The organism is Microbacterium sp. TPD7012 (assembly GCF_003075395.1).
Taxonomy (GTDB): Bacteria; Actinomycetota; Actinomycetes; order Actinomycetales; family Microbacteriaceae; genus Microbacterium.
Window position 1 is genome coordinate 32,470 of sequence record NZ_QDFV01000010.1, and the last position, 13,919, is coordinate 46,388.

At 70.5% G+C, this 13,919-nt stretch carries 10 protein-coding genes; 6 read left to right on the top strand and 4 right to left on the bottom strand.

Annotation, left to right across the window (positions count from 1 at the left end; translation table 11 throughout):
• The first annotated feature begins 38 nt into the window (after positions 1 to 38).
• Complete coding sequence (gene mfd / locus DC434_RS19085) at positions 39 to 3,614, top strand: transcription-repair coupling factor (RefSeq protein WP_116636903.1); 3,576 nt, start codon at positions 39 to 41, stop codon at positions 3,612 to 3,614.
• Positions 3,615 to 3,624: 10 nt separating this feature from the next.
• On the opposite strand, the gene DC434_RS19090 is transcribed toward mfd, so the two are convergent.
• Positions 3,625 to 4,005, bottom strand: coding sequence for a MerR family transcriptional regulator (locus DC434_RS19090; RefSeq protein WP_116636904.1), 381 nt, complete (start codon positions 4,003 to 4,005; stop codon positions 3,625 to 3,627).
• A 56-nt stretch (positions 4,006 to 4,061) separates the two neighbouring features.
• Here DC434_RS19090 and DC434_RS19095 point away from each other — a divergent pair, with 56 nt between their 5' ends.
• Positions 4,062 to 5,285 (top strand): MFS transporter, encoded by a 1,224-nt coding sequence (locus DC434_RS19095; RefSeq protein ID WP_116636905.1) that lies wholly within the window; start codon positions 4,062 to 4,064, stop codon positions 5,283 to 5,285.
• Between the two features lie 9 nt (positions 5,286 to 5,294).
• On the opposite strand, the gene DC434_RS19100 is transcribed toward DC434_RS19095, so the two are convergent.
• Complete coding sequence (locus DC434_RS19100) at positions 5,295 to 5,663, bottom strand: glyoxalase superfamily protein (RefSeq protein WP_116636906.1); 369 nt, start codon at positions 5,661 to 5,663, stop codon at positions 5,295 to 5,297.
• Between the two features lie 65 nt (positions 5,664 to 5,728).
• Here DC434_RS19100 and DC434_RS19105 point away from each other — a divergent pair, with 65 nt between their 5' ends.
• A complete protein-coding gene (locus tag DC434_RS19105; RefSeq protein ID WP_116636907.1) occupies positions 5,729 to 6,331 on the top strand; it encodes a gamma carbonic anhydrase family protein in 603 nt (200 codons plus the stop codon).
• A gap of 23 nt (positions 6,332 to 6,354) precedes the next feature.
• Here DC434_RS19105 and gdhA read toward each other — a convergent pair whose 3' ends face one another.
• Both gdhA and DC434_RS19115 read right to left on the bottom strand, forming a co-directional pair.
• Positions 6,355 to 7,725 carry an NADP-specific glutamate dehydrogenase gene (gene gdhA, locus DC434_RS19110; protein ID WP_116636908.1) on the bottom strand — a complete coding sequence of 457 codons (1,371 nt, stop codon included), beginning with the start codon at positions 7,723 to 7,725 and terminating at the stop codon, positions 6,355 to 6,357.
• A 135-nt stretch (positions 7,726 to 7,860) separates the two neighbouring features.
• The gene (locus tag DC434_RS19115; protein ID WP_116636909.1) at positions 7,861 to 10,569 is read right to left on the bottom strand and encodes a phosphoenolpyruvate carboxylase; all 2,709 of its coding nucleotides are present in this window, start codon (positions 10,567 to 10,569) and stop codon (positions 7,861 to 7,863) included.
• Positions 10,570 to 10,654: 85 nt separating this feature from the next.
• On the opposite strand from DC434_RS19115, the gene nhaA reads away from it, so the two are divergent.
• The 3 genes from nhaA to DC434_RS19130 all read left to right on the top strand — a co-directional run bounded on the left by nhaA (position 10,655) and on the right by DC434_RS19130 (position 13,897).
• Complete coding sequence (gene nhaA, locus DC434_RS19120; protein WP_116636910.1) at positions 10,655 to 11,821, top strand: Na+/H+ antiporter NhaA; 1,167 nt, start codon at positions 10,655 to 10,657, stop codon at positions 11,819 to 11,821.
• A 107-nt stretch (positions 11,822 to 11,928) separates the two neighbouring features.
• Positions 11,929 to 12,528 carry a MazG family protein gene (locus DC434_RS19125; RefSeq protein WP_116636944.1) on the top strand — a complete coding sequence of 200 codons (600 nt, stop codon included), beginning with the start codon at positions 11,929 to 11,931 and terminating at the stop codon, positions 12,526 to 12,528.
• Between the two features lie 73 nt (positions 12,529 to 12,601).
• Complete coding sequence (locus DC434_RS19130) at positions 12,602 to 13,897, top strand: ATP phosphoribosyltransferase regulatory subunit (protein ID WP_243409021.1); 1,296 nt, start codon at positions 12,602 to 12,604, stop codon at positions 13,895 to 13,897.
• Positions 13,898 to 13,919: the final 22 nt, after the last annotated feature.

The following is a 13,919-nucleotide window of genomic DNA, read 5'->3' on the forward strand; positions in this document are numbered from 1 at the left end:
CGAGCCGCCATGTCGGTGGGCGCGACTAGTCTTGTCCGGTGACTGTTCCGGGGATTCTGCGCGCCTTGGAAGAGGCGTCTCTGTACCGTGACGCCCTCAGCTGGGCGCACACCGACGCCGACCTCGGCCTGGTCGACGGACTCGACGCTCCGGCGCTGGCCGGGCTGCTCGAGAAGCGCGGCGCCGCGGGGCACCCCTCGGCGCTGCTCGCCGTCGCGCCGACCGGCCGTCGCGCCGAGAGCCTCGCACACGCACTCGAGGCCTACCTCCCGACGGCCGAGATCCTCACCTTCCCCGCGTGGGAGACGCTCCCGCACGAGCGGCTGAGCCCGAGCCCCGACACGGTCGGACAGCGGCTGCAGACGCTGCGCCGGATCGCCGAGTGGTCGGGCGAGCATCCCCTCGTCGTCGTCGCCTCGGTGCGTGCGGCACTCCAGCCGATCGCCGGCAACCTCGGCGAGATCGCGCCGCTCGAACTCGTGACCGGCAGCCGCGGCAACGAGCTCGACCAGGTCGCCGAGCAGCTCGTCGAGCGCGCCTACTCGCGCGTCGACATGGTCTCGCGTCGAGGCGAGTTCGCTGTGCGCGGCGGCATCCTCGACGTCTTCCCACCCACGTCGGAGCATCCGTACCGCGTCGAGTTCTTCGGCGACGAGATCGATCAGATCCGCGCGTTCTCGGTCGCCGATCAGCGCTCGCTGCCGGGCGACATCCCGGGTGTCGACCTGCCCCCGAGCCGCGAGCTGCTGCTCACCCCCGACGTCCGCGAGCGGGCCCGAGCCCTGATCGGCGGATTCCCGGCGATCTCGGGGATGCTCGAGAAGATGGCCGAGGGCATCCCGGTCGAGGGCATGGAATCGCTGCTCCCCGCCGTGTCCGGTCCGCTCAAGTCGCTGGCCGAGTATCTGCCGGAGGGCAGCGCGACCGCCGTCGTCGACCCCGAACGCTCGACGGCGCGTGCCATCACGCTCGGCGAGACGAACCGCGAGTTCCTCGACGCCGCGTGGAGCGCGGCCACCTCGGGCGCATCGGCGCCGATCGACCTCGGGGCCGGCGACTTCCGCACGATCGCCCAGCTGCGCGAGGTCGTCCGCGATCGCGGCGGCGTCTGGTGGCGGCTGAGCCCGTTCGGTGCGGGCCTCGGCGAAGGCGACGCCGAGGCGACGAACCTCGATGCCGCCGTCATCCCGTCGTTCCACGGCAACGTCGACGGTGCGATCTCGTTCGTCGAGGCGAAGGTCTCGGACGGATGGCGGGTCGTCGTGATCTCCGCGGGCTCCGGGCTCGTCGATCGCGCGCGCGACGTGCTCGCCGATCGGGGCATCGCGGCACGCGTCGTCGAGTCGCTCACCGAGGCGCCGGAGGCGGGGATCGCGACGCTCGTCACGGGATCGGTCGAAGCCGGCTTCCAGATCTCCGAGGCGAAACTCGCCGTCCTGACCGACAACGAGTTCTACGGCCGCACGATCGGCGGCGACCAGCGCGTCGTCAAGAAACTCGCCTCCCGCCGCAAGAACGTCGTCGACCCGCTGCAGCTCAAGCCCGGCGACCACGTGGTGCACGCCACGCACGGCATCGGCCGCTTCGTCGAGATGACCAAGCGCGAGGTGTCGACCGGCGGTCGCAACGCCACCAAGTCGGTCCGCGACTATCTCGTCCTGGAGTACGCGCCGTCCAAGCGCGGCTACCCCGGCGACAAGCTGTACGTTCCCACCGACCAGCTCGACCTGCTGTCGAAGTATGTCGGCGGCGAGGCTCCGACCCTGTCGAAGATGGGCGGCAGCGACTGGTCGCAGGCCAAGGGCAAGGCCCGCAAGGCCGTGCGCGACATCGCGGTCGAGCTCGTCAAGCTGTACTCCGCGCGGATGAGCGCCAAGGGCCATGCGTTCGGCCCGGACACCCCGTGGCAGCGTGAGCTCGAGGAGGCGTTCCCCTTCGCCGAGACGCCCGATCAGCTGCAGACGATCGACGAGATCAAGGCCGACATGGAACGGCCCATCCCGATGGACCGCCTGCTCTCCGGAGACGTCGGCTTCGGCAAGACCGAGGTCGCCGTGCGTGCGGCGTTCAAGGCGATCCAGGACGGCAAGCAGGTCGCGATGCTCGTGCCGACGACACTGCTGGTCAAGCAGCACATGGAGACGTTCACCGAGCGATTCGCCGGCTTCCCCGTCAAGGTGCGGGCGCTGTCGCGGTTCCAGACCGACAAGGAGGTCCGGCTCACGCTGCAGGGGCTCCTCGAGGGCTCGGTCGACATGGTCATCGGCACGCACCGCATCCTCACCGAGGGCGTCCTGTTCAAGGACCTCGGCCTGATGATCATCGACGAGGAGCAGCGGTTCGGCGTCGAGCACAAGGACACGCTGAAGAAGCTCAAGATGAACGTCGACATCCTCGCGATGAGTGCGACGCCGATTCCGCGCACGCTCGAGATGGCGGTGACCGGCATCCGCGAGATGTCGACGCTCGCGACACCGCCCGAGGACCGGCATCCGATCCTGTCGTTCGTCGGCCCTCGCAGCGACAAGCAGATGGCGGCGGCGATCCGCCGCGAGATCCTGCGCGAGGGCCAGGTGTTCTTCGTGCACAACCGCGTCCAGTCGATCCAGCGGGTCGCCGCGCAGCTCGCCGAGCTCGTGCCGGAGGCCCGGATCGCCGTCGCTCACGGACAGATGGGGGAGCACCAGCTGGAACAGGTCGTCGACGACTTCTGGGAGCGGAAGTTCGACGTGCTCGTCTCGACCACCATCATCGAGACCGGGCTCGACATCTCGAACGCGAACACGATCATCATCGATCGCGCCGACAAGTACGGCCTGAGTCAGCTGCACCAGCTGCGCGGCCGTGTCGGCCGTGGACGCGAGCGCGCCTACGCCTACTTCCTCTACGACGAGATGAAGCCGCTGAGCGAGACCGCCGCCGACCGCCTGCAGACGATCGCGGTGAACAACGATCTCGGCTCAGGCATGCAGGTGGCGCTGAAGGACCTGGAGCTGCGCGGCGCGGGCAACATGCTCGGCGCCGAGCAGGCCGGGCACATCGCCGGTGTCGGATTCGACCTGTACCTGCGCATGATCGGCGAGGCCGTGGCCACGTTCCGCGGTGACGAGGTCGAGAGCGGGCAGGAGCTGCGGCTGGAGCTGCCGCTCGACGCCCGCATCCCGGAGTACTACATCGACAGCGAGAGGCTGCGTCTCGAGGCGTACCAGAAGCTCTCGGCGGCATCGGCAGCCACGGCGAAGGACGAGGCGATCGACCAGGTCATCGAGGAGCTCGTCGACCGTTACGGCACCCCGCCCGAAGAGGTCGAGGGGCTGCTCGCGATCTCGCGTCTGCGCCGCCGTGCCGCACGGGCAGGGCTGACGGATGTCGTCGTGATGGGCTCGAACCTGCGCATCGCGCCGGCGCGCCTGGAGGACTCCATCAAGGTGCGGCTGCAGCGGCTCTACCCCAAGGCGAAGCTCGTCGCCGGGGGAGAGGCGCTGGTCGTGCCGATGCCGACCGTGCCGGCCGCGGTGGGCGTGGGTCTCGAGCCGCTGCCCGATGCGCAGCTGCTCGAGTGGGTCGGCCAGCTGTTCACGGCGATCTTCCCCGAGCCCGTCAAGGTGGAGTAGCCGGGCGGTCTCAGCCGGCCGCCTCGCGCTCGGCGATGTCATCGGTCGTGCGCGCGAGGAACCGGCGGATCGTGTCGCGGCTCCGCGTGAGACAGGCGATCCGCTCGTCCAGCCCGGTCAGCTCGGTGGACAACAGCGAAGCCACCTCGCGGGGGCAGGAGGCATCCATCCGATCTGCCGCGTCCTCAGCATCGAGGAGCACCTTGACGAGCCGCGTGGGGATCCCGGCGCGCACCAGGCCGGCGGCGCGCTCGAGGCGCTCGGCGTCGGTCTCGGAGTAGTGCCGATAGCCGTTCTCCGACCGCTCGGCCGTCAGCAGCCCCTGCTGCTCGTAGTAGCGGATGAGTCGCGGCGCGACATCCGCTCTCCGCGCGAGTTCGCCGATCTTCATGACTTCTCCTCCGAAACCTTGACATTGACATTGATGTCAGGGTTTACGTTCTCAGCATGACTCACAGAATCTCTGATGACAAGCCCGGATTCCCGTGGACTCCGGTCCTCGTCCTCGCGGCGGCGACAATGCTGATGGTCACCGCCGAGATGCTCCCGACCGCCCTCCTCGTGCCGATGAGCGTCGGGTTGGGAGCCTCCGAGGCCCAGATCGGCTCACTGGTCGCCGTCTGGGCAGGAGTCGTGGTCGTGACCAGCTTCCCGCTCAGCCGGTGGGCGCGTCGGTGGCCGGCGCGACCGGTGATCGTCGTCGCACTGGCGTCGCTGGTCGTCTCGTCCGGATTGACTGCGGTCGCATCGGACTTCGTCTTCGTCGTCGCCGTGCGGATGCTGGGAGCTGCCGCGGTTGGCCTGCTCTGGGCGACGGTGAACGCCTATGTCGCCGACCTCGTCGACGATCGGATGCTGGGTCGGGCGATCAGCCTCGTGCTCGGGGGAGGGACACTCGGGATGGTGATCGGCACTCCGCTCGCGCGTGTCCTCGCCGATGCCACGGACTGGCGAGTGGCCTTCCTCGTCCTCGCGGCGGCCCTGGCCGTAATCGCGATCATCGTCGCGGTCTCCGTTCCTCTCGTGGTGCGGCAGCCGTCCGCAGCGGCGGGTGGCGAGAGGTCCGCACGCGCGGCCGGTCGCCGGCTCGGGATCGTGACGGCGCTCATCGCCGTGGCGCTGATCGGTCATTACGGCGCTTACACCTTCATCACGCGCCTCGCGGAGCCGGCGGCATCTCTGCTCCCCGGCGGAGTCGGCGGCCTCCTCATCGTGTTCGGCATCGCATCGGCCGTGGGAGTGGGCATCGCCGCGCGGGTCGAGACCGGCACGATCCGTGCGCTGCTCATCGCGCTGCTCACGACGGCGGCCGCCGTGGCAGGAACCGCGCTGGCGGAACCTTCGGGGTCCCTGCTTGTCGTCGTGCTCTGGGGTGTCGGGTCGGGTGCGTTCCCGCCCCTCGCCCAGACGCTGATCCTGCGCATCGCCGGCCCGGAGCGTCGTGATTTCGCCGGTGCCCTCATCCCCGTCCTCTTCAACGGAGGGATCGCGGTCGGTGCCTCCTCCGCCGCCGTGCTCGCCGGTGGCTGGGGTGTCGAGAGCATCCCGTTCCCGGCAGCGGCCGCGGTCCTCGTCTCCGCGGCCGCCCTCGCCGTCACGCTCGTCGTCTTGGGCGGTGGGGCTTCGCGAGAGCGTCGTTCACCGCGACCGGACAGATCGTTCGCCGAGTGAGCCGGATGTTCAGCTCTCGGCCGCCGCCGTCGCGAGGTGCAGCAGGTTGCCGTCGGGGTCGCGCACCTGCGCGACCCGCTCGCCCCAGGGGAGATCCTCCGGCGGAGCGACGGACAGCGCTCCTGCATCGATCGCCGCACGATACGTCGCGTCGACTCCGTCGGAGTAGAGCCAGATCGCGATCGCCTCTCCCCGGAGGACGTCCGTCTCGAATCCGATGCCGATCTGACCACCCCCGACAGCGAGCGCCACGTAGACGTCGACTCCGTCCTGGTCGTACCGATACGTGACCTCGCCGCCGAACGCCTGCTCGTAGAAGCCGCGGAGTCGCGGGAGATCAGTCGTGCGCAGGATCGGGAAGAGACTCGTGATCGCCATGCCGGGAGAGTAGGGCGACAGTGAGGCACTGTCAACGGCGACATCCGCCGGACTAGTCTGGCGGCATGTTGTACGAGCACCTCGGGGCTCGGCCCCGGATCCATGACACCGCCGTCATCGCTCCCACCGCCGTGATCTCCGGCGACGTGGAGATCGGCCCGGACTGCCAGGTGCTGCACGGTGCCGTGATCACCGCGGAGGGCGGACCCATCACGCTCGGCGAGAACGTCATCGTGATGGAGAACGCTCTCATCCGCGCGACGGCGGCGAACGCCGTGCACATCGGGGCGCACACCCTCATCGGCACGCTCGCGAGCATCGCCGGCGCGACCGTCGGCGAGGAGGTCTTCTTCGCCTCGGGCGCCCGCATCTTCAATGGGGCGCTGGTCGGCGACCGCTGCGAGGTGCGGGTCAACGCCATCGTGCATCGTCGAGCCGTGCTCCCGGAGGGAACCGTCGTGCCGATCGGCTGGGTGGCCGTCGGCGACCCCGTGCAGCTGCTGTCACCCGACCGGGAGGCCGAGATCACCGCCGCGCAGCCGGAGCTCGACTTCCCCGGCCACGTGTTCGGCGTCGATCGCGACACTCCCGACCTGATGGTGCAGCTCACCGAGCGCTACGGCCGTTCGCTCGCGCGGCACGCCGACGATCGGCAGGTCGGCGGCTGACGGCATCCGCCCTGCGCCGGTGATCAGATGACGCCCTGCGCCAGCATCGCGGCGGCGACGCGCTCGAAGCCGGCGATGTTGGCGCCCGCCACGTAGTCGCCCGGCCGGCCGTGACGCTCGGCCGCGTCGAAGGCCGCGCGGTGGATGTCGCCCATGATCTCGCGCAGCTTGTTCTCGCTGTCGTGGAAGGTCCAGCGCTGGCGCGAGGCGTTCTGGCTCATCTCCAGCGCCGAGGTCGCGACACCGCCGGCGTTCGCGGCCTTGCCAGGCGCGAACAGCACCCCGGCGTTCTGGAACGCGTCGACCGCCGCCGGCTCGCAGGGCATGTTCGCGCCCTCGGAGACCGCGCGCACGCCGTTCGCGATCAGCGCCTCGGCGTCCGCCAGGCTCACCTCGTTCTGCGTGGCCGACGGCACCGCGATGTCGACCGGCACCTGCCAGACGCTGCCGCCCTCGACGAAGCGCGCACTCGGACGGCGGTTCGCGTACTCGACGATGCGGGCGCGCTCCACCTCCTTGAGCTGACGGAGCAGATCGACGTCGATGCCGGCGTCGTCGACGACGTAGCCGGAGGAGTCGGATGCCGTCACCGGGGTCGCGCCGAGCTGGGTCGCCTTCTGGATCGCGTAGATCGCGACGTTGCCGGAGCCCGAGATCCCGACGCGCTTGCCCGCGAGGGAGTCGTCGTGCACGGCGAGCATCTCCTGGGCGAAGAACACGGCGCCGTAGCCCGTGGCCTCGGTGCGCACCTCGGCGCCGCCCCAGCCGGTGCCCTTGCCGGTGAACATGCCGGACTCGTGGCGGTTGGTGACCTTGCGGTACTGGCCGAACAGGTAGCCGATCTCGCGGCCGCCCACGCCGATGTCGCCGGCCGGGACGTCGGTGTGCTCGCCCAGGTGACGGTAGAGCTCGTTCATGAACGACTGGCAGAACCGCATGACCTCGGCATCCGACCTGCCGTGCGGGTCGAAGTCCGACCCGCCCTTGCCGCCGCCGATGCCCTGACCGGTGAGCGCGTTCTTGAAGATCTGCTCGAACCCGAGGAACTTGATGATCGAGAGGTTCACCGAGGGGTGGAAGCGCAGGCCGCCCTTGTAGGGCCCGAGCACCGAGGAGAACTGGATGCGGTAGCCGCGGTTGACCTGCAGCCGGCCGGCGTCGTCGACCCACGGCACGCGGAACAGGATCTGACGCTCCGGCTCGACCAGGCGCTCCAGGATGCCGCCGTCGACGTATTCCGGATGCTGCTCCAGCACCGGCGAGATCGAGTTCAGCACCTCGTGCACGGCCTGGTGGAACTCGGGCTCGTGCGGGCTCCGCGACAGCACCGTGTCGAAGACGGGCTGCACGGCGGCGGAGAGCGGGTGGAAGTCGACGGAAGACGGAGAGGTCACGCGAGGTGGGCTTTCTGGTGGGGGATGAGGGCGCAGGCGATCGTGTCGCGTGAGAGGGGAACGGCCGGATACGACCGATATTTCACTCTAGCGGTGCCTCGGATGTGAGAACTCTCACGCCGCCTCGGCCGAGGATCACCCGGTGTTCTGCAGGCCCGCCGCGACGCCGCTGACCGAGAGCAGGAGCAGTCGCTGCTGCTCGGCATCCGCTCCCGAGCCCTCCGCCTGCTCGGCGGCCGAGCGGAGCGCCCGGAGCGCACGGAGCTGCAGCAGCGAGAGCGCGTCGACGTAGGGGCTCCGCAGCTGGACGGCGCGCTGCAGCACGGGCTTGTTCTCGAGGAGGCCCTCGCCTCCGGTGAGACGGATCACCCACTGACGGGTGAGCGCGAGCTCGTCGAGCACGAGGGCGGCGAGGTCGTCGCGGTCCCCGAGTGCGAGGTACTGACGGGCGATCCGCTCGTCGGTCTTCGCCAGGCTCATCGCGACGTTGTCGATCATGGTGCGCAGCAGCGGCCAGTCCCGGTACGCCTCGGTGAGCAGCTCCACGTCTCCCACGGCCTCCAGCGCCGTGCCCAGGCCGAACCATCCGGCGAGGTTGATGCGCGCCTGCGTCCACGCGAAGACCCACGGGATCGCCCGGAGGTCTTCGAGCGATTCGACGGAGAGGCCGCGCCGTGCGGGCCGCGAGCCCAGGGCCAGCAGGCCGATCTCCTCCAGCGGCGTGACGGTCGCGAACCAGGGAGCGAAGCCCTCGGCCTTGACGAGCGAGAAGAACCGCTCGCGCGAGGTCGCATCCATGATCGACGCGACTTCGGCGTAGCGGGCCGCCGCGCTGCTCGTGCGCTTCTCCTCCGAGGGGGAGGAGGCGAGCAGGGTCGCCGCGGCGACCTGGTCGATGTGCCGCATGGCGATCGCAGGCTCGCCGTAGCGCGCGAAGATGACCTCGCCCTGCTCCGTGAGCTTGAACCGGCCGTCGACGGAGTGCGGCGGCTGCGCGAGGATCGCGGAGTTCGCGGGTCCGCCGCCGCGGCCGAGCGCGCCGCCACGACCATGGAAGAGGGTGAGCTCGATGCCCGACTCCTGCGCCCACCGGGCGATCTTCTCCTGCGCCTCGTAGAGGGCGAGGTTCGCGGCGACCGGGCCGACGTCCTTCGACGAGTCCGAGTAGCCGAGCATGACCTCGAGGCGGTTGCCGGTCTCGGCCATGCGCGCGCGGAACTCCGGGAAGGTCACCGCCTCGGCGAGGATCTCCGGCGCGGCCTGCAGGTCGGCGAAAGTCTCGAACAACGGCACGACGTCGAGCACCGGCACATTATCGCCGAGCGCATGCCGGGCGAGGCGGTGCACGTTCGCGAGATCGGATGCGGCCTGCGTGAAAGACACCACGTAGCGGCCGGCAGCCCGGACGCCCCGGTCACGCTGGATCTCGGCGATCACGCGGAAGAGCTCGAGGACCTCCTCGGTCTGCGCGCTGATCGCCTCGCCCGCCTCGAGCTCGGCCAGCGCCTTCGCGTGCACCTGCGAGTGCTGCCGGACCTCGAGCTCGGTGAGGTGGAAGCCGTAGGTCTCGACCTGCCAGATCAGGTGCTGCACCCCGCCGAACGCGTGGCGCCTGGCACCGGCGTCCGCGAGAGAGTTCTGCACCGTGCGCAGGTCGGCGAGCAGCTCCTCGGGACGGGCGTATCCGTGCTCGCCGTCTCCGCGACGGGTCGCCGCGACCCGGCGCGCGAGCACGAGCAGCACCCGGCGGTGCGGCTCCTCGGGGGAGCGCGCGGCCAGTTCGGCGGCGACGTCGGGCTCGGCGGCGGCGAAGGCCTCCCAGAGCGCCGTGACGGCGGCGCTCGGCGGCGTGTCGTCCGCGGCGAGCGTGAGAGTGCGGCCGATGCGATCGAGGGCGCGCTCCAGTCCGCGGAGCACGTGGTCCGCGGCGATCTGCGATGCCTCGCGGGTGACGGATGCCGTCACGAACGGGTTCCCGTCGCGGTCGCCGCCGACCCAGGATCCGATGCGGACGAAGGCCGGGACGACGGGTGCGCTGGAGCCGGACTCCTCGCCGCGCAGCGCGTCGTCGATGCGGCGGTACACGTGAGGCACGGTCGTGAAGAGGGTCTCGTCGAACACGCCCATGACCGTGCGCACCTCGTCGGTCGGCGATGGCTTCTGCGAACGCAGCGGCGCGGTGCGCCAGAGCGTGTCGATCTCCTCCAGCATCCGGCGACGGGCGCGGTGCTGCTCGGCGCCGCCCTCGCTCGCCGCGTCGTGCTGCGTGAGCAGCTCGGAGAGGCGGCGGATGCTGGACGACACGGCGCGGCGGCGGGCCTCGGTCGGGTGCGCCGTGAAGACGGGGTGGAAGCGCAGCCCGTCCAGGCGGCGGCGTGCCTCGTCGTCGCCGACCTCGCTCCGCAGACGCGCGTAGGCGGTGGCGACGGTGTCGGCGGACTGGGTGCCTGAGCCTGTCGACGGGCCGGGCTGGCCGGCGCGCTCGCGCAGCACCCGCACGCGCTGATGCTCCTCGGCGAGGTTCACCAGGTGGAAGTAGCAGGTGAAGGCGCGGGCGACCTCATCGGCGCGTGCGACGGTGAAGGACTCGGCGATCGCCGCTGCCCGCTCGAAGGCGTCGGAGTTCTCCTCCTCGTACGCCTGGATCGTCGCGAGGCGCAGACGCTCGACGTCTTCGAAGAGGTCGTCGCCGCCGGCTTCGCGCAGCACCTGACCGAGCAGGCCGCCCAGCATCCTGACGTCGGAGCGCATGGCATCCGGGATGCCCTGGCCGGCTTCGAAGCGGCCGATCACGCGGATGGCCTCGGTGTTCGTGGGCTCGGGAAAGCTCTGTGCGGGGGTCACCCTTCGAGAGTATCCCCGTCGGTCGGGGTGTCTTGAACGCATGACGCCCGAGGACGCTCTCACCCCGCGACCTACGATGGAGGGGATGCGCATCTCAGCGAACCCTCTCCGCGGCCAGCAGTTCCCCGCCGTCCTCCTGCTCGTCGCGGCCGGGCTCGGCCTTCTTCTGGCGAACCTCCCGTCACACGATGCGCTCGCCGCCGTCCTCGACTTCCACATCGCCGTGCCCGGTACGGGGCTCGACCTGTCGGTCGCGCACTGGGTGTCCGACGGGCTGCTCGCCGTCTTCTTCCTCGTCGTGGCGATCGAGCTGCGGCACGAGCTGACCCACGGCGAGCTGGATTCCCCGCGCAAGGCGGTGCAGCCCGCGATCGCCGCCGCCGGCGGCGTGCTCGTGCCGATCGCGGTGTACCTGCTGATCGCCGGCAGCGGCGACACGGCGACGGGGTGGCCCATCCCGACCGCCACCGACATCGCCTTCGCCCTCGGCGTCCTGGCGATGTTCGGTCGCGGCCTGCCGTCGAGCGTGCGCGTCTTCCTGCTCGCGCTCGCGATCCTCGACGACATCATCGGCATCATCTTCATCGCGGTCCTGTTCGCCCACGACGTGCAGTGGCTGCTGCTCGGGCTCGCGGTCGTCGGCGTCGCGGCGTTCTGGGTGCTCAGCCGCCTGCTCCACGAACACGGACATGCGCTGATCGCGGTGGCCATGGTCATCGTCGGGGTCGTGACCTGGGGGCTGGTCGCGTCCTCCGGCATCCACGCCACGATCGCCGGCGTGATGCTCGGACTGGTCATGTCGCCCGTGCCCGCCGGACGCACACGGCACGCGCTCGAGCCGACCGTGAACGGTGTGATCCTGCCGGTGTTCGCGTTCGTCGCGGCCTTCGTGGTGATTCCCGCCCTCTCGCCCGCGCAGCTGTCGCCGGCTTTCTGGGCCATCGTCGTCGCGCTCCCTGTGGGCAAGATCCTCGGCATCGCGCTGTTCGGATGGATCGCGATGCGTATCCGGCCGAAGGGCGCGCCGCCGGCCCTGCCGTTCGGGGACATCCTGGCGGCGGGTGCTCTGGGCGGCATCGGCTTCACGGTCTCGCTGCTGCTCGCCAACCTGGCGTTCGCCGACGACGGCGGCATCCGCGACCAGGCGATCCTCGGCGTGCTCGTCGGCTCGCTGATCGCCCTCGTGCTCTCGGGCATCATCGTGTCGCTGCGGGCGCGCTGGTACCGTCGGGTCGCGGCCGCGTCGTCGTGAGCGACACCGGCCGGAGCGCATCCGAAGGCATCGAAGGAGGAAGCGTGAGCACTGGCCCCGAACCCCGCGCGAACGTGGACGACCCGCTGCGCGCCGCGGCCGAGACCATGCGCCAGGTGCGCGAGCGCTGCGTGTGGTCGCAGCGCATCACCCACCGCGACCTGGTCCCGTACCTGATCGAGGAGTCGCACGAGGTCATCGACGCGGTCGAGAACGGCACTCGCGCCGATCTGCGCGAGGAACTCGGCGACCTGCTCTGGCAGGTGCTGTTCCACGCGGCGATCGCCGCGCAGGATCCGGACGACCCCTTCGACATCGACGACGTGGCGGAGACGCTGACCGAGAAGATGGTGCGCCGGCATCCGCACGTCTTCGCCGGTGAGGTGGCCACGACGCCGGAAGAGGTGCTCGTGCACTGGAATGCGGCGAAGGCCGCGGAGAAGCGCACCAGGACGAGCGTGCTCGACGGCGTGCCCCGGGGGATGCCGGCGCTCGCGCTCGCGCAGAAGCTCGTCGGGCGGGCCGCCGGGGCGGGGATCGTGCCACGGGCCGATGCCGCCGCTCCGGCATCCGAGGCCGAGCTCGGAGACGCGCTCCTCGCGCTGGTGGCGACCGCGCGTGCCGAGGGATGGGATGCCGAGCGCGCCCTGCGCGAGCGGCTGCGGACGCTCGAGGACGAGGTGCGCACGGCCGAGGCGCGCGCCTGAGACCGACCGGGCGCGGTCGCGGCGACGGACCTGGGAAGATGGGACCGTGGCTACTGTGAACCCGCCGCGCGGCATGCGCGACATCCTCCCCGCCGACAAGGCGCGCCGTGAGCGCGTGCTCTCCGTCATCCGCGACCGCTACCTCGCGCATGGATTCGACGAGATCGAGACGCCGGTCGTCGAGGACTACGACCGCCTGCACGCCGGCATCGGCGGCGACAACGAGAAGCTGTCGTTCAACATCCTGCGGCGGGGTCTCGACGTCGAAGCCATCCGCGCGGCGGCGGAGGATCCGGCCGAGCTGTCCGATCTCGGGCTGCGCTACGACCTCACCGTGCCGCTCGCCCGGTTCTACGCGAGCAACCGCGGACAGCTGCCCGGGGTGTTCCGCTCGATCCAGATCGGACCCGTCTGGCGAGCCGAGCGTCCGCAGAAGGGCCGCTACCGCCAGTTCGTGCAGTGCGACATCGACATCATCGGCGATGACTCCTCGCGCGCCGAGGCCGAGCTCATGGTCGCCTCGCTCGACGCCGTCGACGCCCTCGGACTCGAGGGCGCCACGGTACGGATCAACGACCGGCGCGTGCTGGACTGGATGCTCGACAGCTTCGGCTTCACGGCCGACGAGCGGCCGGGTGTGCTGATCACGATCGACAAGCTCGACAAGATCGGTCCGGAGGGCGTCGGGGCCGAGCTCCGCGAGCGAGCACTCCGCCAGGGGAGCAGCACGGAACCCGTCGACGCGTTCGAGGAGTTCCTGCGGCGTCCGCAGACCATGGAGTACAACCCCTACGGTGAGCGGCAGATCCGCAAGGCGCTGCCCGACGGTGCACCGGACGAGATCGTCGCGCACCTGGTCGGCATCGGCGACGCCGTGGCTGCCGGGCGTGCTTCGACAGGCCCTTCGACGGGCTCAGGGACCCAGGTGTCAGAGATCCCGCTCGTCTTCGACCCGTTCCTCGTGCGGGGGATGGGCTACTACACGGGCACGATCTTCGAGCTCGCGCACCCCTCGGTCGGATATTCGCTCGGCGGCGGCGGACGCTATGACGGCATGATCGGCCGCTTCCTCGGCCAGCAGGTTCCCGCCGTCGGGTTCTCGCTCGGGTTCGAACGCCTGGTCGACCTCGTGACGGCGGAACCGGATGCCGCGGCGGAAGCCGTCGTGCTCATCCACGACGCCGACGTTCCCGTCGGCGAGCTCGTCGCGCACAAGGCCCGTCTCATCGCGGGCGGTGCACGGGTTCGTCTCGAGCGTCGCACCAAGAACCTCAGGGCGCTGCTCGAGCGCTCGGCCGCCGACGGCTACACCGCGTTCGCGACGGTGTCGGCGGGCAGCGGCGAGCTGGAGCTCAAGCCCCTGTCCTGAGCCGCTGACCCGACCCGACTGT

Excerpts from the sequence above, each read along its gene's own strand:
- DC434_RS19090 (WP_116636904.1), bottom strand. The coding sequence starts at position 4,005 with ATGAAGATCGGCGAACTCGCGCGGAGAGCGGATGTCGCGCCGCGACTC.
- DC434_RS19095 (WP_116636905.1), top strand. The coding sequence starts at position 4,062 with ATGACTCACAGAATCTCTGATGACAAGCCCGGATTCCCGTGGACTCCG.
- DC434_RS19100 (WP_116636906.1), bottom strand. The coding sequence starts at position 5,663 with ATGGCGATCACGAGTCTCTTCCCGATCCTGCGCACGACTGATCTCCCG.
- DC434_RS19105 (WP_116636907.1), top strand. The coding sequence starts at position 5,729 with ATGTTGTACGAGCACCTCGGGGCTCGGCCCCGGATCCATGACACCGCC.
- nhaA (WP_116636910.1), top strand. The coding sequence starts at position 10,655 with ATGCGCATCTCAGCGAACCCTCTCCGCGGCCAGCAGTTCCCCGCCGTC.
- DC434_RS19125 (WP_116636944.1), top strand. The coding sequence starts at position 11,929 with ATGCGCCAGGTGCGCGAGCGCTGCGTGTGGTCGCAGCGCATCACCCAC.
- DC434_RS19130 (WP_243409021.1), top strand. The coding sequence starts at position 12,602 with ATGCGCGACATCCTCCCCGCCGACAAGGCGCGCCGTGAGCGCGTGCTC.